The organism is Frigoribacterium endophyticum (assembly GCF_011759585.1).
In the GTDB taxonomy this organism is placed as follows: Bacteria; Actinomycetota; Actinomycetes; order Actinomycetales; family Microbacteriaceae; genus Frigoribacterium; species Frigoribacterium endophyticum.
In genome coordinates, this window is the sequence record NZ_JAAOYV010000001.1 from 155782 (window position 1) to 174896 (window position 19115).

General features: G+C 75.9%; 18 protein-coding genes. 10 read left to right on the forward strand and 8 right to left on the reverse strand.

Annotated elements, in window-relative coordinates; translation table 11 throughout:
• Positions 1-5 precede the first annotated feature (5 nt).
• Together FHR77_RS00770 and FHR77_RS00775 are read right to left on the reverse strand one after the other, a co-directional pair.
• Complete coding sequence (locus tag FHR77_RS00770) at positions 6-974, reverse strand: hypothetical protein (RefSeq protein ID WP_167258041.1); 969 nt, start codon at positions 972-974, stop codon at positions 6-8.
• A gap of 49 nt (positions 975-1023) precedes the next feature.
• Positions 1024-1869, reverse strand: coding sequence for a Cof-type HAD-IIB family hydrolase (locus FHR77_RS00775; RefSeq protein WP_341777163.1), 846 nt, complete (start codon positions 1867-1869; stop codon positions 1024-1026).
• Positions 1870-2088: 219 nt separating this feature from the next.
• On the opposite strand from FHR77_RS00775, the gene FHR77_RS00780 reads away from it, so the two are divergent.
• On the forward strand, positions 2089-2667 hold the full coding sequence (locus FHR77_RS00780; RefSeq protein ID WP_167258043.1) for a PadR family transcriptional regulator: 579 nt from the start codon (positions 2089-2091) through the stop codon (positions 2665-2667).
• 69 nt (positions 2668-2736) lie between these two features.
• Here the strand turns inward: FHR77_RS00780 and FHR77_RS00785 are convergent, their stop codons facing one another.
• Complete coding sequence (locus tag FHR77_RS00785; protein WP_341777164.1) at positions 2737-4350, reverse strand: HAMP domain-containing sensor histidine kinase; 1614 nt, start codon at positions 4348-4350, stop codon at positions 2737-2739.
• Positions 4351-4436: 86 nt separating this feature from the next.
• Positions 4437-5105 carry a response regulator transcription factor gene (locus tag FHR77_RS00790; protein WP_056052315.1) on the reverse strand — a complete coding sequence of 223 codons (669 nt, stop codon included), beginning with the start codon at positions 5103-5105 and terminating at the stop codon, positions 4437-4439.
• A 149-nt stretch (positions 5106-5254) separates the two neighbouring features.
• On the opposite strand from FHR77_RS00790, the gene FHR77_RS00795 reads away from it, so the two are divergent.
• Entirely contained in the window at positions 5255-5899 is a 645-nt protein-coding gene (locus FHR77_RS00795; RefSeq protein WP_167258045.1) for a hypothetical protein, read from the forward strand.
• 302 nt (positions 5900-6201) lie between these two features.
• On the forward strand, positions 6202-6864 hold the full coding sequence (locus tag FHR77_RS00800; RefSeq protein ID WP_167258047.1) for a hypothetical protein: 663 nt from the start codon (positions 6202-6204) through the stop codon (positions 6862-6864).
• Between the two features lie 97 nt (positions 6865-6961).
• On the opposite strand, the gene FHR77_RS00805 is transcribed toward FHR77_RS00800, so the two are convergent.
• Together FHR77_RS00805 and FHR77_RS00810 are read right to left on the reverse strand one after the other, a co-directional pair.
• Positions 6962-8287 carry a nucleotide disphospho-sugar-binding domain-containing protein gene (locus FHR77_RS00805; protein WP_167258049.1) on the reverse strand — a complete coding sequence of 442 codons (1326 nt, stop codon included), beginning with the start codon at positions 8285-8287 and terminating at the stop codon, positions 6962-6964.
• Positions 8284-10554, reverse strand: a complete 2271-nt coding sequence (locus FHR77_RS00810; RefSeq protein WP_167258051.1) for a glycosyltransferase — start codon at positions 10552-10554, stop codon at positions 8284-8286. Before FHR77_RS00810 ends, FHR77_RS00805 begins: the two co-directional genes overlap by 4 nt.
• 159 nt (positions 10555-10713) lie before the next feature.
• Between FHR77_RS00810 and FHR77_RS00815 the strand changes: the two genes are divergently transcribed.
• The gene (locus tag FHR77_RS00815) at positions 10714-11655 is read left to right on the forward strand and encodes a serine hydrolase (RefSeq protein ID WP_167258054.1); all 942 of its coding nucleotides are present in this window, start codon (positions 10714-10716) and stop codon (positions 11653-11655) included.
• Here the strand turns inward: FHR77_RS00815 and FHR77_RS00820 are convergent.
• Together FHR77_RS00820 and FHR77_RS00825 are read right to left on the reverse strand one after the other, a co-directional pair.
• Complete coding sequence (locus tag FHR77_RS00820) at positions 11652-12488, reverse strand: hypothetical protein (protein ID WP_167258056.1); 837 nt, start codon at positions 12486-12488, stop codon at positions 11652-11654. The two genes, FHR77_RS00815 and FHR77_RS00820, sit on opposite strands and share 4 nt — an antisense overlap.
• Positions 12481-13077: a sigma-70 family RNA polymerase sigma factor gene (locus tag FHR77_RS00825; RefSeq protein WP_167258058.1), complete on the reverse strand. Its 597-nt coding sequence runs from the start codon at positions 13075-13077 to the stop codon at positions 12481-12483. Before FHR77_RS00825 ends, FHR77_RS00820 begins: the two co-directional genes overlap by 8 nt.
• 193 nt (positions 13078-13270) lie before the next feature.
• On the opposite strand from FHR77_RS00825, the gene FHR77_RS00830 reads away from it, so the two are divergent.
• The 6 genes from FHR77_RS00830 to FHR77_RS00855 all read left to right on the forward strand — a co-directional run bounded on the left by FHR77_RS00830 (position 13271) and on the right by FHR77_RS00855 (position 18603).
• Positions 13271-13993 (forward strand): CHRD domain-containing protein, encoded by a 723-nt coding sequence (locus FHR77_RS00830; RefSeq protein WP_167258061.1) that lies wholly within the window; start codon positions 13271-13273, stop codon positions 13991-13993.
• A 5-nt stretch (positions 13994-13998) separates the two neighbouring features.
• Positions 13999-14667, forward strand: a complete 669-nt coding sequence (locus FHR77_RS15730; RefSeq protein WP_341777165.1) for a class F sortase — start codon at positions 13999-14001, stop codon at positions 14665-14667.
• Positions 14668-14793: 126 nt separating this feature from the next.
• Positions 14794-16077 carry a polysaccharide pyruvyl transferase family protein gene (locus FHR77_RS00840; RefSeq protein ID WP_167258062.1) on the forward strand — a complete coding sequence of 428 codons (1284 nt, stop codon included), beginning with the start codon at positions 14794-14796 and terminating at the stop codon, positions 16075-16077.
• Positions 16078-16316: 239 nt separating this feature from the next.
• Positions 16317-17081 (forward strand): SDR family NAD(P)-dependent oxidoreductase, encoded by a 765-nt coding sequence (locus tag FHR77_RS00845; RefSeq protein WP_167258063.1) that lies wholly within the window; start codon positions 16317-16319, stop codon positions 17079-17081.
• 136 nt (positions 17082-17217) lie between these two features.
• Positions 17218-17808 carry a sigma-70 family RNA polymerase sigma factor gene (locus FHR77_RS00850; protein ID WP_307803258.1) on the forward strand — a complete coding sequence of 197 codons (591 nt, stop codon included), beginning with the start codon at positions 17218-17220 and terminating at the stop codon, positions 17806-17808.
• A gap of 225 nt (positions 17809-18033) precedes the next feature.
• Positions 18034-18603, forward strand: coding sequence for a recombinase family protein (locus FHR77_RS00855; protein ID WP_167258065.1), 570 nt, complete (start codon positions 18034-18036; stop codon positions 18601-18603).
• Positions 18604-19115: the final 512 nt, after the last annotated feature.

Here is a 19115-nt window from a genome sequence, read left to right on the forward strand (position 1 = left end):
CCGCCTCAGCGGCGCAGCCAGGCGTCGACGAGGAGGTCGCCGCGGATCTCGCGCAGCCGGTCGAGCAGCAGCGGCACCGTCGTGCGCCCCAGGCCGCCGACCTGCAGGTCGTACGGCCCGAGCGCGGGCAGCTTCCCGGTCCGCACGCGCACCACCTCCCAGCCGACGCCGCGCAGGGCGCGGTCCTTGCGACGATCGGCGTCCTCGCGCTTCCCCACGTGCTCGAGCCCGTGCCGCCCGGTGCTGTCGTACTCGATCGCCACCCGCAGCTCGGGCAGCACGATGTCGGGCCAGGCCTCGACGTGGTCGAAGAACGGCTTGCCGAGCCGGACGGCGTTCTGCCCCGGCGTGAACTCCAGCCGCTCGGTCAGATCGGCCCGCAGCTGGGCCTCGACGGCGGAGGCCGGGGGCGGTGCGCAGCTGCTGACGAACGGCTCGCCCGGCGGCAGGTCGGGCGTCGCGCGGCAGAGCCCGGGGGAGGCGCGGGGCGCGCGGGACCGCACCGGTCGCCCGCCCGAGGCGCCTGCCGTCGACCGCCGGTTCGCCCAGGTCGCCTCGAGCTCGCGGCCCCGCGTCGATGCTCCGCTCGGCTGGGCCACGGGCCCGGTGACGAGGGGGCTGTCGCCCGGCAGGCGCACCGTCGCCGCCATCGGCAGGCTCGGCGTGCGGGGCCGGGCGAGCTCGGTGCAGTCGGGGCACCACGACGACCGCCGTCGCTCGCGGCCCGGCCGCGAGCGCTGCTCGTCAGGCGTCGCCACGACGAGGTGGCCGGCGTCGCAGAGCCAGGTGAGCCACACGTCGGCGGCGGGCGGGATCTGCGTCAGCACGACGCCGCCGTTGAACTCGGGCCGGTACTGCCGGACCAGCACGGGGAACGACGCCCACGCCTCGCGGAACCGCCCGACCTCGTAGGGCACGTCGGTGCCGCGCGACCACTGGCGTCGCGCCCACCACCTCGCGATCGGTTCCGGCACGGCGTCACGCTAGCCGCGGCCTCCGACACCGGCCTCGCACCGGCCGGGCTCAGCGCCCCAGGTGGGGCAGCACCGCGCGGATCGTCGTCAGCACGCCGCCCTCGGTGTTCGCGGGGGCCCCGTGGCGGGCGCGCTCGCGCACGAGCGGGTGCGCGTTCTCGACGGCGTACGACCAGCCGGCCGCCTCGACGAGCTCGAGGTCGTTGAGGTAGTCGCCGAAGGCCATCGTCTGCTCGCGGGTCACGCCGAGCTCACGCTGCAGCCGCTCGAGGGCGCGGCCCTTGTTCACGCCGCGGCGCATGACGTCGACCCAGTTCGCACCGGAGACGACGACGTCGACGTCGAGCCCCAGGGCCCGGACCGCCGGCCCGGTGCGCTCCTCGGCGCGGCCGTGGTCGTAGACCGCGAGCTTCAGCACGTCGTCGTGGCGGGAGGCCTCGAGCACGTCGTCGACGACCTCGAGGGCCGCGTAGTAGCGCTGCACGTGCGAGACGAACTCGGGGTCGACCCGCTCGATGTACGCCGACCTGGCCCCGCAGACGACCAGCCCGGCGGCCGGCTGGGCGTCGCCCGCACCGCCGACGCCCGCCTCCCCGCGGGCCCAGGCCACGACCGGGGCGACGCTCTCGCGGTCGAGGGGCTCGATCGCGATCGTCACGCCCTCCCGCACGACGTTCGTGCCGTTCTCGGCGATGAAGACGAGGCCCGGACGCTCGCCGAAGACCTCGACGAGCGTCTGGTACTGGCGCCCGCTCGCGGGGGCGAACAGGACGCCGGCCCGCTCGAGGTCGTCGAGCAGCGGCCAGAAGGCGTCGGGCACGTTCCCGTCGCCGTCGAGCAGGGTGCCGTCCATGTCGCTGGCCACGAGTCGGATGTCGGGGATGTCGTCGGTCACGGTCACCCACTCTGCCGCACCGGGGCGGGTGGCCGGCACCGCGCCTCCTCGGGGCCGTCGAGGGGGCGCGGGGCCCGCCGCGCCTCCGGGACACCCCGTGCGCCCTGCGGACGAGCCAGGTCGGGGCTGGCGGGCCGCACGGGTGAAAGCGCGGGTGGACAGGGGCGTCCACGCCCGGAGAGCCCGGGGAGCGGGGCCGACCGTCGACAGACTGGAGGGATGGTCCTCGACATCCTCGTCCTCGCGACGCTCCAGGAGGGGCCCCTGCACGGCTACGAGCTCAAGCGCCGCGTGGTGCGGCCGAGCCTCTCGACGGTCAGCAACAACTCGCTGTACCCGGCGCTCCGCCGCTTCGAGGAGAGCGGTGCGGTCACCGTCGCGGTCGAGCAGCAGGAGGGGCGCCCGGCCCGTCGCACCTACAGCCTCACCGAGGTGGGCCGCCGCCAGCTGGTCGAGCGCATCTCGACGCTGCCGGCCGAGAAGGCCGCGAACGACGAGGAGTTCGCCGTCCGCTTCGGCCTCTTCGACCAGGTCGGGCCGGAGGCGCGGGTCGCCGTGCTGCGCGAGCGCCTGTCCGCCGTCGAGCACAAGCTGGCGACCGCCCGCGAGCTCGTCACCGCCCACGACGCGCACTCGCCCGCCAGCCACCGCGACCTCGCCGCGGCCCGCCTCGTGGCCGTCCTGGACGACGAGCGTCGGTGGACGGCGGAGCTCATCGCCGCCGAGGCCGGTCGGGCCGACCCGGACGCGCGGAGCGCGGAGAGCGGAGCCCCCGCCGTCGCCAGGCTCCTCGGCTAGTCCCTGGTAGACTAGGTGACCGTGGGCATCGTCCACAGGGCGCCTTCGGGTGGCGCCCGAGAGGAACGGTCATTCGGGTCTGTTCCTCTCCGCTCCTCCATGCCACGTCGGGTGTGCATGGAGGGGCGTCTCCGTCTGTGCTGAAGAGCTCTGGGCTGCCGCCGACTGCGTGGCCGACCGGGTCGTGGCCGACCGGGTCGTGGCCGACCGGGCCGCGGCCGGCAGCCGCAGCTCGAAGCGCGCGCCGCCGAGCCCCGGGTCGGCCCCGCCGCCCGCGGCCCGCGGCAGGCACACCACGTCGCCGCCGTGCGCCCGGGCGATCGCGCGCGCGATGGGCAGCCCGAGCCCCGACCCGCCGTCGCCGCGCGCGCGGGCCTCGTCGAGGCGCACGAGCCGGTCGAAGACGCGCTCGCGGTCGGCGTCGTCCACGCCCCGGCCGTCGTCGTCGACCCGCACGACCACCTCGGCCGTGTCGTCGACCCCGCGGCTCGCCACCGAGACCCGCACCGACGACCGCGCGTGGCGCACGGCGTTGTCGAGGAGGTTGCCGACGACCTGCCCGAGCCGGTCGGGGTCGCCGGCCACGGGCGGCACCGGCCCGCTCGTCACGACCTCGACGGCCACGTCGCCGCCGCGCACCCGCTGACGCTCGGCCGCCCCGCGCGCCACCCCGGCCACGTCGAGGGGGCGGGGGTCGAGCGCGAGACCCTCGTCGAGCCGGGCCATCAGCAGCATGTCGCCGATCAGCCGCCCGGCCCGCAGCGACTCCCGCACCACGTGCACCGTGAGGCGCTCCCGTTCGTCGTCGTCCAGCTGCGCCCGCACGAGCGTGTCAGCGGCGGCCTGGATGCCGGTGACCGGGGTGCGCAGCTCGTGGGCAGCGTCCGACACGAACGACCGCAGCCGCGCCTCCGCGGCCAGCGCCGCCCCCTCGGCCCGCTCCAGGTCGTCGAGCATCTCGTCGAAGGCGGCCGCCGTGCGCCCCAGCTCGGTGGTCGGGCGCGTGGGCCGCAGGCGACGACCGCGGTCGCCGCCGGAGATGGAGCGCGCGACGGCCGTCATGCGCTCGAGGGGCCGGAGCGTCCGCCGCACGACGAGCACGAGTGCTCCCGCCGCGAGCAACAGGAAGGCCGCCGACGCCCCGAGCAGCACCCCGCGCAGGGTGGCGAGCGTGTCGTCGATCGAGCTGGTGCCCGCGGTCAGCGCCAGCTCGGTGCCGTCGCTGAGCACGGCCTCGTAGTGGATGAGGTCGCCGTCGTCGGCGACCGAGCTCGAGGTCACCGACACCGTCGCGTCGCGGCTGGCGGGTTCCGTGCTGGTGGGGTCGGGCGGCGTCGTGCCCCCGGAGCCGGTCGTCCCGCCGGTGGCGCTGCCGGAGTCGCGGGGCCCGCCCGCCGGGCCCGGCAGCTCCCCGAGAGGGTCGGCACCCGGCCCCGCCCTCAGGTCGTCGGGGCTGGGCCCGGCCGTCACCGCGCCTCCGTCCGGGCTGGTGACGACGACGGAGACGCCCTGGGCCGAGAGCCGGTCGGCCAGGTCGTCGTCGTCGACCGTGCCGACGAGCGCGGCGGCCGCGGCGGCGCGGTCGCCGAGGCGCTCGACGACCTGGGCACGGAGCCGGTCGCCGACGAGGGCCTGGACGGTCAGCGCGAGGGCGAGCAGCAGGACGGCGAGGAGGGCGGTCACGGCGACGACCGTCCGGGTCCGCAGCGAGCCGGTGCGGAGCGGGGCCCCGGGCACCGGCCCCGGGCGGCCTCGCGGCGCGGGGGGCGTCACGCGCTCACCTGGTAGCCGAGGCCACGGACGGTGTGGACGAGCCGCGGGCCGTGAGCCTCCATCTTCTTGCGCAGGGCGCTGAGGTGGACCTCGACGAGGTTGGGGTCGACGTGGTCGTAGCCCCAGACCTGCGTGAGGATCTGCGTCTTCGACAGGGTGCGGCCCCGGCTCGCGGCGAGGTGGGCCAGCAGCCGGAACTCGGTCGCCGTCAGGTCGAGGTCGTGCCCGCCCCGCCGGGCGAGGCCGGCGTCGGGGTCGACGACGAGGTCGTCGATCTCGATGACGGCGGCGATCCGGCCGCGGCGGCGCAGCACGGCCGTCACGCGGGCGACGAGCTCGGCGACCACGAACGGCTTGACGACGTAGTCGTCGACGCCCTCGCCGAAGCCCCGCAGCCGGTCGTCGACGCCGTCGCGCGCGGTCATCATGATGACGCCGGCGTCGCTCGCCCGCCGCACGCGCTCGGCGAGCACGATGCCGCTCGGCCCCGGCAGCATCCAGTCGAGCACCACGAGGTCGGGCACGAAGGTGCGGAGCTCGTCCGCCAGCTGCTCGCCCGACACCAGGCCGCGGACGGCGAACCTCTCCGCGGCGAGGGCGGACACGACGGAGGCGCGGATCGCGTCGTCGTCGTCGACGACGAGCACGCGGGCGGGAGGCAGCATCCCTCGACCGTAGGCGGGCCGTCCATGGGCGAGCAGCCCGTCACCTGGGCGAACGCTGTTCTTAAGCACCGCTTCAGGACCGCTGATGAACCTGGTGGAGAACCGGTCGAGAGGCCCCGCCCCGAGGGCCCGCCGGACGAGGAGACGACATGACCCACGACGACACCCCCACCCAGCCCCTCCCGCCGGTGCCCGGCGACGGCCGCGCCGACGCCGGCCCCGGCAGCTCGCTCCGTCGGCGCCGACCGCGCCTCGTGATCGGGCTCGCCGTCGGCGTGCTCGGCGTCGCGGCGCTCGGGTCGACGGCGGCGTTCGCGGCGGGCCCCGGCTCGTCCGGCTCCGGGACGACGAGCGCGACGTCGGCGGCCACGTCGTCGCCGAGCCCGGGCAGCGCGACGCCGACCGCACCGTCGACGACCGGCCCCGACCAGGGCGGATCGGCGACGGGCGACGAGTCCGAGGGCGACGCGACGGGGGCGCCCACGCCGCCCGCGCCTCCGGTCGGGGACGACGCCGACGCGCCGACCCCGCCCGCGGCCGGGGAGTGCGGCCCCGGTGCGGCCGGCAGGCCCGAGGGCGGCCCGGCCGGTGCTGGCGGACCCGCCGGGCCGCTCGGCGAGGGCCGGCCCACGCCGCCCGCGCCGCCGACCGACGGCTCGGCACCCACGCCGCCGGCGGCTCCGACCGAGGGCTCGGCGCCCGGTGCGCCCGCGGCGCCCGGCGACGGCTCTGCGCCGACGCCGCCGACCGGTGCTCCCGAGGCGCCGGTCGACGACTCGTCCACCGGCAGCTGAGCGGGCCGGGCTCCCGGGGGCCCCGCCTCTGACGCCCCCGTCCAGGAAGTACGGCCCAGATCCGCTGATCCACTCCGGAGTGGATCAGCGGATCGATGTCGGCTCCACGGTGCGTGCCCTCGATCCACTCTGGAGTGGAGCGAGGGGCCGGGCCGGAGGCGTGTGTCGGGCGGGCTGCTCCACTCCGGAGTGGATCAGCGATCCTGGACGGCGTTCTCCCGGCGCCCCGGCGCCCCGGCGCCCCGGCGCCCCGATGCCCCGCCAGCACTTCGGCACCGCGCACCGCCGGTAAGCTCGCGCCCATGGTGACCGTCGTGATCCCGTGGCGTCCGCAGCCCAGTCGTGTGCCGGCCTTCGAGACCGTCGTCGCCTGGTGGCGGCGTGCCCTGCCCGACGCCGAGATCGTCCCCGTCGACACCGACGACGAGCTCTTCAACCTCGCGCGCTGCCGCAACGTCGGCGTCTCCCGCGTCGCCGCCGACGAGGTCGCCGTCATCGCCGACGCCGACACCCTGCCCCAGCTCGAGCCCCTGCTCGCCGCGGTCGCCGCGGCCCGCACCTCCGGCCGCGTGCACCTGCCCTACACGGCGTACCACTGGCTCGGGGCGACGGGCAGCGCCCAGTTCGCCGACGGCACCCCCCTCGAGGAGTGCGACCACGAGCTCGTCCGCGGCGCCTGCTCGGGCGTCTACGTGACGACCCCCGCCACCTGGCGCAGCCACGGCGGGCAGGACGAGCGCTTCCGCGGCTGGGGCTTCGAGGACGCCGCCTGGTACCTCGCGCACGAGACCCTGCTCGGCGAGGCCCCCGTGCGCCACGAGGGCGCCGTCTTCGCGCTGCACCACCAGGCGGAGTCGCGTGAGGGCCCCCAGTACGACGCCAACGCCGCGCTGATGCAGGCCTACCGCGAGGCCGCCGTCGACGAGGCCACGATGCGCGCCTTCCTGCAGGTCCCCGCCGCCTGAGCCGCGCCCCGCGCCCACCCCGCAGCGCCCCGCGTCCAGCGCCCATCCCGCCGCGCCCAGCCCGCAGCACTCAGCCCGTGGCGCCCAGCCCCAGGGCTCAGCGCAGACGGCCCGCCGCCGCGGCGTCCACCGCCGCGAGGGCACGGAGCCGGCCCGGCTCCCGCCGCAGCGACCCCGAGAGCGCGACCAGCGCCTCCCGGGGGCCCTCCGGCAGGTCGAGCACGTGCGCGACCGCGTCAGCCAGCTCGTCGACCGACGCCGTGTTGGGCGGCAGCACGACGCCCACGCCGGTGCGCTCGAGCGCCGCGGCGCCCGCGAACTGGTCGGTCGAGAACGGCAGCACCACGAGCGGCACCCCGTGCGTCATCGACTCCGTGACGCTGTTGTTGCCGCCGTGCGTCACCCCTGCGGCAGCGCGCGAGAGCAGCCGCACCTGGGGCAGGAACCCCCGCACCAGCCACGACTCGGGCAGCTCGCCGAGGTCGGCGGGCACCGCGGAGCCCGTCGCGATCGCGGCCCGCACCCCCAGCCGGCCGAGCGCCGCGGCGACGCGGGCGAGCACGTCCGACCGCACCGACAGGAAGCTGCCGAAGCTCACGTAGACGAACGGCTCGTCGCTCGACGCCAGCCACTCCTCCACCTCGGGGTCGAGCGGCTCCTCGCGCACCGCGGAGCCCAGGTGGGCGTGCGGCGGCAGCAGCGGCGTGCGCTCCGGGTCGGCGAGCTCCGCCGGGTAGTTGTAGAGCAGCAGGTCGCCGTGCTCCGAGAACGCCGACGCCGAGGGGGCCGCGGCGGGGTCGAGCTCGGCCAGGGCGGTGTTCCACTCCCGGGTGAAGGAGGCGCTGACCCGGTCGCAGAGGGAGCGCAGGTCGGCCAGCGCGGCCGGGTCGAGCCCCGCCTCCCAGCCCGCGGGCCACTCCGGCGGCAGGCCGTAGACCTCGTCGCCGAACGGCAGTGCCGAGGGGTGCCCGAGCACCACGTCGGTGTGCGGCACGTGCCCGGCGACGAGCGCCAGCCGGGCGCTGAAGGCCAGGTGGTCGACCATGACGGCGTCGGGCTGCACCTCCGCGACGACCGCCTGCACCGCGCGGGCGGTCTCGACGGGCTGCCACATGAGGTCGGTGAGCCGCTCGCGCGCCTGGTAGGCGAGGGTCTCGACGCCGCCGCGGCGGGTCGCGTCGAAGAAGCCGCGCAGCGAGTCGTCCTCGCCCGCAGGCTGCTCCTCGGCGCGGATCACGCCGGGGTTCGAGCCGCGCGCCAGCTGCAGGTGCGCCCGCTCGAACCCGAACGACGCCACGATGCCGGCCGTCGCCTCGCCGGTCGCGACGACGACGCGCTCGCCGCGGTCGCGCCAGGCCGTCGCGAACGTCGCCAGCGGCAGCAGGTGCGACGCGTAGTCGGGCGAGATCACCAGGAGCGTCATCGGAGCCACGCCGTGTCGAGGGCCGCGACCTCGTCGAGGTGGACCCCGCCGTAGACCGACGCCAGGGCCGAGGCCATCGCCTGGATGGTGAAGCTGCGCTCCACCGTGGCCCGCGACCGCGCCGCCCTCTGGTCGTCGGGCTCGCCCGCCGCCAGCCCGACCGCGCGGCCCATCGCGGCGGAGAGTGCGTCGACGTCCCAGGTGCTGGTCAGCACGCCGGTGACGTCGCGCTCGACGTAGGTCGAGGGGCCGCCTCCGTCGGGGGCGACGACGAACAGGCCCGAGCCCATCGCCTCGAGCAGGGCGATGCCGAACTCCTCCTTGAGGCTGCCGCAGACGTAGACGCCGCGCGGGGCGGCGAGGCCGGGCACGCCGAACCGGGCGGCGGCGACCCAGCGGGCGACGGTGTCGTTGGGGCGGTGCCCCGGCAGCAGCAGGCCGGAGGCGCGGTGCGTCTCCCGAGGGAGGGTCGCGTGGATGAGCTCGAGCTGCTCCCGCTCGTCCGGTGACGGGTCCGTCAGGTCACCGCCCACGAGCAGCAGGTTCGCCCGGTCGCGGAGCGGGCCGCGGGCCCAGGCGTCGACGATCGTCGCCATGCCCTTGACGCGGTGGAAGCGCCCCACGCTGACGACGAGCGGCAGGTCACGGCGCTCGGCGGGCAGCGTCTCGAGCAGCTCGCGCAGCTCCGCGAGGGGCGGGGTGGCCGGCTGTCCGGCGGCGTGGGCGGCGGCCTCGGCGACGGCCCGGTCGACCACCGCGAGGTCGATGCCCTCGGGCACGATCGTGTGGCGCTCGGGGTGCGACGTGATGTCGATGCCGACGAGGTCGCGCAGGTCGGCGGCGAGCTCGGGGCGGGGGAAGAGCACGGTGTGCGACGCGTTCGAGGCGAGCTGCTGCACGAGCCTCGCGCGGAACCAGAAGTGCTCCTTCACGTCGACGTCGCCGAAGTTCTCGCGGGTCAGGCCGCCCGCGAGGTCCATCGACTGGATGACCGCGTGCGGGTCGGGCGCGACCGTGAAGACCACGGGCACGTCGAGCTCGCGGGCGACGTCGGCGGCGGCGAGGCTGCCGACGTCGGCCATGCGCAGGTGCAGCACGTCGACGCCGCCGCTGGCGCGCAGCACGCGGCGGATGCCGCGGCGGGCCGCGACGCGCAGCGGCCAGGCGGCGGCGGAGGGCACCGGGCCGCTGAGCAGCGGCACCCGCCCGTAGACGTGGCCGCGGTCGTAGCCGGCGAGGTCGCTGACGCTCTCGAGCGCCCCGGCGGACGAGCCCCTCGAGAGGGTGACCACCCGACTGACGGTGAGCGGCGGGCCGTCGTGCACCGCGCCTCCTGCCGACGTCGGCAGCCGGGAGGCCGTCGAGGAGTCGCGGGTCGAGACCGCCTCCGGCCGCACGTCGACCGGGGGCTCGGCCGTGTCGGCCACGAGCGCGTCGCCGAGCCGCACCAGCAGGGTCGCGATGCCCCCGTTGTCGCCGCTCCCCGCCGCGGTGAGGTCGGCGTCGATGTCGGCGTGCAGGAAGAGCTGGGCGACCGTGAGGCCGCGCTCGGCGGCGTCGTCGGCGCCGGCGGCGGAGCCGGGGCCCGCGGCCAGGTCGACGAGGGCGAGCCGGGCGACGTCGGCGAGGTAGCCCTCGCCGTCGGCCCAGCGCTCGAGCGCGACGGCCACCCCGGGGGCGCCGCGGCGCTGGCCGAGGGCCGAGACGGCGGCGACGCGCACGTGCTCGCACTCGCCCTCGTCGCCGGCGACGGCGAGCAGCGGGCGCGTCGCGATCCGGTCGCGCACGAGGCCGAGCGTCTCGACCAGCCGGTAGCGCGCCTCCGCGTCCCGGACGCCGATCAGGCTGCCCTCGACCGACACGGCCACGAGGTCGGGGGCGGCGTCGGACCACTGCTCGAGGGTGCGCTGCGCGAGCATGCCGACGAAGCCGCCCTCGACGACGAGCGCCAGCAGGCGGCCGACGGTCTCGGGGCGGGGGAGGCGCGACGACAGCGCCCAGGCGGCGTGCTCACGGAGGAAGGCGCGCTCGCTCGAGAGCACGGCGCTGAGCGCGAGGTCGGCCTGCTCGTCGTGCACCTGCGCGAGCGCGTGCGTCGCGGCGATGGCGACGAGCTGGTCGCTGCTGCCGAGGGCGCCGGTGAGCAGGCGGATGGTGCGCGTGCCGCCCGTGCGCGCGGCCTCGAACGCGAGGTCGTCGGCGAGGCGCATGGACTCGACGAGGCCGGTCGCCTGGTGGACGGCGTCGAGCGAAGTCTGGATGCCCACGGGAGCCCCTCTCGCGGCCGGGGGTCGTCCGGCTCGCCGGCTCCGGGTGCGGGGCCGATCCGACGATAGCGGGGAGCGGGCGGTGCGTGGCCTGGGAACGCCGTGCGGGGCGCCCCGCCCCACCTGGTGCCCCGGTGCCCGGCACGGCAGACTCGGGCGGTGACCCGCACCCCCGACCGCGCCCCGACCGGTGCCCCGACCGGCGCCCGGACCCGGGCCGAGACCGTCCGGGACCACCTCGTCGCCGAGGTCGAGCACGCGGGCTTCCGCGCGCACGGGCTGCACGTGCTCGTCGGCGACGACGTCGCTGAGCACCGCTGGTCGCCCGACGTCCGGCGCGAGGTGCACTCGGTCGCCAAGGCCGTCTGCGCGCTCGCGACGGGGATCGCCGCCGACGAGGGCCGGCTCTCGCTCGACGAGCCCGTCGCGGCGTGGCTGCCCGGCGCCGAGCTCGGCGAGGGCGTCGACCGTGTCACGCTCCGCCACCTGCTCTCGATGACGAGCGGCGTCGACCTCCCGTGGTCGCCCACCCTGATGACCGACTGGCCCGACCTCGCGCTCGAGTTCGTCGGCCGACCGTCGCGGGGCCGCGTGTTCCAGTACTCGAACGCGAGCACGTACACCGCGATGCGGGTGCTGGCGACCCGGGTGGGCGACGTCGTCGACTTCCTCCGGCCGCGACTCCTCGGCCCCCTCGACCTCGGCGACGTGGCCTGGGAGCGCTGCCCGCTCGGCTTCGTCACCGCCGGCGACGGGCTCGCGCTCCGCACGGAGGAGGTGGCGCGGCTGGGCCGGCTGCTCCGCGACGGCGGGGCCTGGCGGGGGAGGCGCGTCGTGTCGGAGGGGACCGCCGCGGCCGTGCACTCGGGCTGGGTCGCCGCGGGCACGAGCCCGGGCTACGAGCGCTACGGCCTCGGCGCGTGGAGCGGACCGGGCTCGGCCTGGCGCCTGCACGGCGCGCTCGGCCAGCTGGTGCTCGTCGTCGACGACGCGGTCGTCACGCTCACCGCCGACGACCACGAGCGGGCCGACGCCGTCGCGGCCGCGGTCGTGCGCGAGCTCGAGGGGCTGCGGGAGGAGTCGTCCGCGGCGGAGCGCTAGGCCTCGACCGCGGGCACCGCGGCGACCGCGAGCTCGCCGTCGGCCCCGCGGATCTCCACCGACCGGACGTGGTCGCGCGTCACCGCCGCGTTGAGCTGGCAGTCGATCTCGACCTCCGTGCCGAGGAAGGCGCCCGAGGGGTGCTCCCCGCCCTCGTCGTCGATCACGACGACCGAGAACGCCGTGCCCACGGGCAGGCCCGTCACGGTCAGCAGCGTCTCGGTGCCCCAGGTGTGCGCGACGAGGTCGCCCTCGACGCGCACGCCGGTCGGCGCCCCCGCGAAGTCGATCGGCTCGACGGCCCCGAGCGTGCCGGCCGGCCCCTCGGGCGTCGTGTCGCGCGGGGCGGCCACGAGCGCGCCGACGCCCGCTCCCAGCGCGAGGCAGGCGGCAGCGCCGAGCACGGTGAGCAGCGGTCGGCGCCGCGACCGCAGCGGCGTCACCAGGGCCGAGGGCTCCGTGGGCGTGGGCGTGGGTGCGGGTGCGGGTGCGGGAGCGTGGCCGGGGGCCTGGGGTGCCGGAGGCGCGGTGCCGGCGACCGGGGCCGGCCCCGTGATCGAGGCGGTCGCTCCGGGCGCCTCCGCCCCCGCGACTCCCTCGACCCGGCGGCGCAGCTCCGCGCTCGGCTCGACGTCCTGCCACGATCCGAGGCCGGCGAGGGCGCCGGGCAGCCCGCCCAGCGCGGCGAGCTCGCGGTCGATGGTGGGGTCGGCCGCCCGCAGCCGCGCGAACTCGTCGGCCTCGGCCGGGCTGAGGTCGTCGCCGAGGGCCGCGGCGACGAGCTCGGCCCGTCGGTCGTCGGATGCAGGGGTCCCGGGCATCGGTTCAGGCATCGGTCTGGTCCCCTTCGTCGAGGTGCGAGCGGAGCGCGCGGAGCGCGTAGAAGACACGGGTGCGGAGCGTGGCGACCGGCACGCCGGTGGCGGCCGAGAACTCCTGGTAGCTGAGGCCGGTCAGGTGCACGGCGACCACCGCCTCCCGGTGCTCCGCGCTGAGGCGGGCGAGCCCCTCGACGATGCCGAGCCGGTCGAGCGGGTCCGCCCCGGTCTCGGCCGGCACGTCGAGCTGCTCGTCGTGTTCGACGAGCGCTGGCCGACGGGCCCGGGCGCGGAGGGCGTCGAGCACGACGCGTCGCTGAATGGTGAAGAGCCAGGTGCGCTCGCTGCCGAGCACCGGGTCGAAGGAGTCGCGCGACCGCCAGGCGCGGAGGAACGTCTCCTGCACGCAGTCCTCCGCCGCGCTGCGGTCGCGGAGCGCGTTGACCGCGAAGCCGAGCAGGGCCGAGCCGTGTTCGGCGAACGCCGACGGCACGTCGAAGGTCGGCAGGTCGACGGGGTGCACGTCGACGCCGGGCTCGGGCGTGCTCATCGGGCTCCACTCGGGTGCGGGTGCGGGTGCGGGACGCGTCAGCGTGAGCGTCATCGGGTGCCTCCCACTGTAGGGGCGCGCCGGTCGTCGCCCTCGAGGGGGATACGACGGCCCGGGCGGCTCCGTTCACCGGCCCCCAGGACGGTTCCGAGAATTCTCGCGACTCGGGTGAACGCGGCCGCCTCCTCCGGCGTACCTCCCTGCAGAAGCGCGCCCGACCGGGCGGCTCCCGTCGAGAGGCAGACGAATGTCGAAGAAGCGATCCATCCGCATCCTGACCATCGGAGGAGCCGCCGCGGCCGCCTTCACCCTGCTCGCCGCCGCGCCCGCGTCGGCGGAGACCGAGGTGCAGGCCCCGTCCACGTTCACCAGCGCGTTCACCGTCATGGCGACGCCCGACCAGGTCATCTCGACCGCGGGCGCCCCGGCGCCGGGCGAGGCCGGCGCGACGGGCACGTTCGACTTCCGGATCAACAGCGACCAGGAGATCATCTGCTACGACATCACCCTCACGGGCGTGACGGGCGACTACATGAGCCCGGCGAAGACGGCGACGCACCTCCACCAGGCCGCGGTGGGCAAGTCGGGCCCGCCGCGCATCGCCTTCCCGAACCCCGTCGACCAGGGCGACGGCACCCGCACCAGCAGCGGCTGCCTGCAGGGCCCCTTCACGACCGGCGTCATGAACGACGCGGGGGCCGACACCGGCACCGGCTTCACGCTGGCCCAGATCGAGGCCGACCCGGCGTCGTTCACCGGTGACTCGCACACCGCCGCGTTCACCTCGGGCGTCGTCCGCGGCCAGCTGACGCAGGTGCCCGTCGGCGGCGTCGACACCGGCTTCGGAGGCGCGGCGCAGGCCGGCATCGGCTCGGACCTCGCGCTCGGCGCGGGTGCGCTCGGGCTGGTCGGCGTCCTCGGCACGGCGGCGTGGATCGCCGTCCGCCGCCGTCACGCCCAGGAAGGCTGACCCGCGTGCGACGGCCGCTGCCGGCGCTCGCCGCGGCGGTCGTCGTGCTGGGCGTGCTGACCGGGTGCTCGGGCACGGGGGCCGGGGTCGCCGCTGACGCGACCGACGCCGGGGCCCGCACCGCGACTCCGTCGGCTCCCGCCCCTTCGCCCGACCCCGCCTCGTCGCCGAGCGCGGCGACGGCACCGCCCGCGCCGGCCGAGGCGGAGGCCGTGGCCGTGCCGGCCGTCGGCGTCGCGCCGGCGCGCGTCGACGTCGCCGCGATCGGGCTCTCCGAGCCGCTGATCGACCTGGGGCTCGACGCCTCGGGCGCGATGGAGGTGCCCGTCGACGCCGACGACGTGGGCTGGTTCACCGGGGGAGGGCGCCCCGGCGGGCGTGGTCCGACCGTCGTGGCCGGCCACGTCGACTCGGCCTCGGGGCCCGCCGTGTTCGCCCGGCTCGACGAGCTCGTCGTCGGCGACGAGGTCGTGCTGACCGACGTCGACGGCGGCGTCGCGCGCTACGTCGTGTCGGAGGTGGTGGACGTGCCGAAGGCCGAGTTCCCCACCGCCCGGGTGTTCGGGGCGCAGCCGACCGACGAGCTGCGGCTCATCACCTGCGGCGGGGTCTTCGACCGCGGATCGGGCCACTACGACCAGAACCGCGTCGTCTTCGCCGACCGCGCGGGGTAGCCGGCCGCGCAGCGCCCGCGGCCCGTGCGGCGGGCTGCCTGCGGTGCACTACCGTCGAGGAGGCGCGGGCCCGGTCCGCGCCTCCTTCCCCTTGTCCCTGGACGGCCCGCGGGCCCGGAGGTCAGCGTGCGCACACTCGCCATCGGAGACGTCGGCGTCGTCGACGACATGATCCACATCGGCGACGAGGCCATGACCGAGGAGCTCGTCGTCCAGCTGCGCCAGCGCCGCGTCGACGCCGTCACGCTGCTCTCGAGCGCCCCCGACGAGACCGCCGCGCGCTACGACGTCGACGCCGTCCGGCCGATCGGCTTCGCCCCCGGCCCGCTCGGCGGCCGCGACGGCCAGGTCGAGCGCCTCGAGCGCGTGCTCGCCGCGGCCGGGGGCAGCCGCACCGCGCTGCCCCACGACGACCCGGCGCTCGCCGTGATCGAGGCCGTCCGCGAGGCCGACGCGGTCGCCGTCGCCGGCGGCGGCAACATGGCCTCCCGCTGGTCGCTGCACGTCTTCGAGCGCGCCGCCCTCGGCGCCGTCGCCCGCGTGGTCGGGCGCCCGCTGGTCGTCACGGGCCAGACGATCGGGCCCGACCTCGTCGCCGACGATGAGCGGCTCGTGTCGGGGCTGCTCCGTGACGCGCGCCTCTTCGGGGTGCGCGAGAGCGCCTCGCACACGCTGATGCGGCGCGTCGCCGACGACACCGCGCCCGACCTCGCGCGCAAGGTGGTGCAGAACGTCGACGACGCGAGCTTCCTCGGGGCCGACGCCGCGCCTCCCGTGGTCACCGGCCTCGACGCGGGCGCCTCGGCCGGGCCCGGGTCGCTGCTCGTCGGAGCCGGCTCCTTCCCGTACTGCGCGGTCAGCCTCTCGACGCACGTCGGCGACGCCGACCGGAGGCAGGTCGTCACCGCCCTCGCGCGACTGCTCGACCGGGTCGCCGACGAGACGGGGCTCGAGATCGCGTTCCTCGCGCACTGGGCCTCGCTGAACGAGGGCGAGGAGCGGGGCGACGCCGTGCTGCACCGCCGGGTCATCGACGCGATGACGACCTCGACGGTGCGGATCGAGCCGACCACCGACTCCGTGGCCGCCGCGCGGTTCGCGCGGGGCGCCTCCCTGCACCTGACGAGCCGCTACCACCCGGCCGTGTTCGCGGTCGCCGGCGGGGTGCCGACGGTCGGCATCTCGGTCGACGAGTACACGCGCGTGAAGCTCACGGGGGCGCTCGGCGCCTTCGGCCAGACGAGCGTCGCCTCGGTCGAGGCGCTGGTGCTCGGCTCGGCGGCGCGGCTCGCGCTGGCGACCTGGGACGACGCGGCGCAGGTGCGGGCCCGGTGGGAGTCGCGGGTCGAGTCGGTGCGCACCGCCTCCGCCGGCTGGTGGGACCGCGTCGCGGAGGAGCTCGGGGCGTAGGTCGCGCCGGTCGCTCGCGCCGCGCGCTCGCGCCGCCCGGTCGCGCCGCGCGCTCGCGTCGCCCGGTCGACGAACCCCGTCTTCGCACCGGAACCCTGCCGCGGCGGGGTTCGGATGCGAGGACGGGGTTCGTCGTCAGGGTCTGCCGCCCTCCCGGCCGACGCGCAGCCTCTTTCTGGCACCGCGTGTCACAATGCTCGGGACCGGCACCGAGGCCGGTCCCGACGAAAGAGGCAGCCATGGCCGACCTGACCACCACCCCCGACCGTTTCCGCGGCAAGACCGTCATCGTCACCGGGGCGGGCAGCGGCATCGGCCGTGCGTCCGCCCTCCGCTTCGCGCGGGAGGGTGCCCGGGTCGTGGCCGCCGACGTCGTGGCCGAGCGCCTCGACGCGCTCGTGGCCGAGAACGCCGAGCTCGACCTCGTTCCCGTGACCGGCGACATCACGACGGAGGAGGGCGTGCAGGCGGTCGTCGCCGCCGCCGAGGGCCGGGTCGACGCGCTGGCGAACGTGGCCGGCATCATGGACGGCTTCCTGCCCGCCGCCGAGGTCGACGACCGCACGTGGGAGCTCGTCTTCGCGATCAACGTCACGGCCGTCGTGCGCCTGACGCGGGCCGTGCTGCCCCTCATGATCGAGGCCGGCTCGGGTGCGATCGTCAACGTCGCGTCGGAGGCGGCGCTGCGCGGCTCGGCCGCCGGCGTGGCCTACACGGCCTCGAAGCACGCTGTCGCGGGCATCACGAAGAACACGGCCGTCGTCTACGCGAAGCACGGCATCCGCACCAACGCCGTCGCACCCGGGGCCACCATCACCAACATCGAGGCGCCGATGAAGTCGCAGGTCGCCGCGGCGGCCCTCGGCCCGATCATGCAGACGACCGTGCCGACGCCCGTCGAGGCCGACGTGCTCGCCGCGTCGATCACCTGGCTCGCGAGCGACGACGCGACGAACGTCAACGGGGTCGTGCTGCCCTCCGACGGCGGCTGGTCGGCGATCTGACCCGGTCGGGCCGCCGGGGGATCGGCGGCGGCCCGAAGTGGGGGTACCGGAGAGGATGCAGGCGCATACAGTGGCCGCAGCGCCGGGGGGAGCATTCCTGTACTCCTCGCCCCCACGCCCAGACCGGACGGCCCCCGTGACCCTCACCTCAGAACTCCTGCTCCGGCAGGACCCGAGCGAGGACGACCTCGTCCTCGCGACGGCGCAGGGTGACCAGAGGGCCTTCGCCCAGCTCTACGACATGACGTCGTCACGGGTGCTGGGGCTCGTGAGGCGCATCCTCGTCGACCCGGCGCAGTCGGAGGAGGTCGCGCAGGAGGTCTTCCTCTCCGCCTGGCAGGAGGCGGCGCAGTTCGACCCCGCGAAGGGCAGGGCGGTGTCGTGGCTGCTCGTCCGTGCTCGTCGTCGTGCGATCGACCGGGTCCGCTCGGCCCAGGCGAGCCGGGTCCGTGACATGACCGTCGGCATCCGCGACCTCGACGACGTGCGCGACGACGTCGCCGAGACCGCTGCCGTGCACATCGAGCACGCGCGGGTGAGCCGGGCGATGAAGGGCCTCACCGCCGCCCAGAGGCAGGCGCTCGAGCTGACGTACTTCGGCGGCCTGAGCCACTCCGAGGCGGCCGGCGAGGCGGGTGTGCCGCTCGGGACGATGAAGACGCGCACGCGCGACGCCCTGATCGCGCTGCGGAAGCTCCTCGGCCCGGACGCCGTCGCGCGCGGCTGAGTGCCGGGTACCTGCTTCCGGGCCACCAGTGGTCGTCTTCCGCCGATGCCGAACGAGTACTGCCCCGGGGTGGCTGTTGCCGTTTCACTGAGCGGTCGTTCATCGGGACACCTGCTTGGGCCCGCTGTGGCGAGCTGAGGTCAAGTGGCGCCTGGCCTGCGGATTCGCGTATGCCTGTCCCGCAAAAATGCCCGGTGACGGGGGTTTGAACGCTACAGTCGTCGCATGCTCATCGGATACGCTCGCGTCTCGACCTCGGGACAAGACCTCGCAGCACAGCGCGACGGTCTCGCAGCACTGGGTGTTGACGATCAACACGTGCATGTTGACCACGGTCTGTCGGGCACGACTCGAGCACGACCCGGCCTCCGTGAGGCGCTGGCCGCGTGCCGTGCCGGCGACGTCCTGGTCGTGACGAAGCTCGACCGTCTCGCCCGGTCGTTGCGCGACGCGACGGACATCGCGGACGAGCTGACGAAGAAGGGCATTGCCCTGAACCTCGGGGGAGCGGTCTACGACCCCACCGACCCCGTCGGCCGGCTGCTCTTCAACGTGCTCGGCATGGTGGCCGAGTTCGAGGCCGACCTGATACGTGCCCGCACTCGTGAGGGCATGGCCATCGCCAAGGCCGCCGGCAAGCTCCGAGGCCGCAAGCCCAAGCTCACCGCCTCTCAGGAGAAGCACCTCGTGCAGCTGCACCGGACCGGCGCCCACACCACCAGCGACATCGCGGAGGTCTTCGGTGTCGCACGCTCAACGGTCTACCGGGCCATCCAGAGAGCCGAGCAAGCGTAGATGTCGGAGTCGGAGCGGCCCCTGCCGGAACGCCCTAGAGGCCGCGCGCGTCGTAGGCCGCAGCCCCGGACACGTGCCGAGCGCGCCCGGCGGCGCCGGGACCGCGCCAACAGTGGGGCGCCCGACTGGTGGCCTCGTCCGCTGCTCTGGCTCTGGCTCTGGCGATGGCTGGCCCGCCCCGTCCTGCGATTCCTGCACGCGCTGATCGGAAGTCTCTGAGACCTGACACCGCCCGGTCACCGATCGTCCTGCGGTCGCAGATGCTTCGAGATCGAGGAGGGGCGTTACGCTCGCGTCAAGGGGGAACAGTGAGAGGGAAACGAACAGGTCCGCTCCTGTTGGTGCTGGGTTTGACTCTGACGGGCTGCGCGTCTGAGGTGGTTGATCCCTCGCTGGCCGAGCATGTACGGCCAGAGGCAACAGAACTAGCGGACGACGCCTTGGCGTGGCCCGGTTCGGTATCGGCTCCCCGCATCACCATTGCGCGAGAAGACACCTGCACGTTCGCCGAT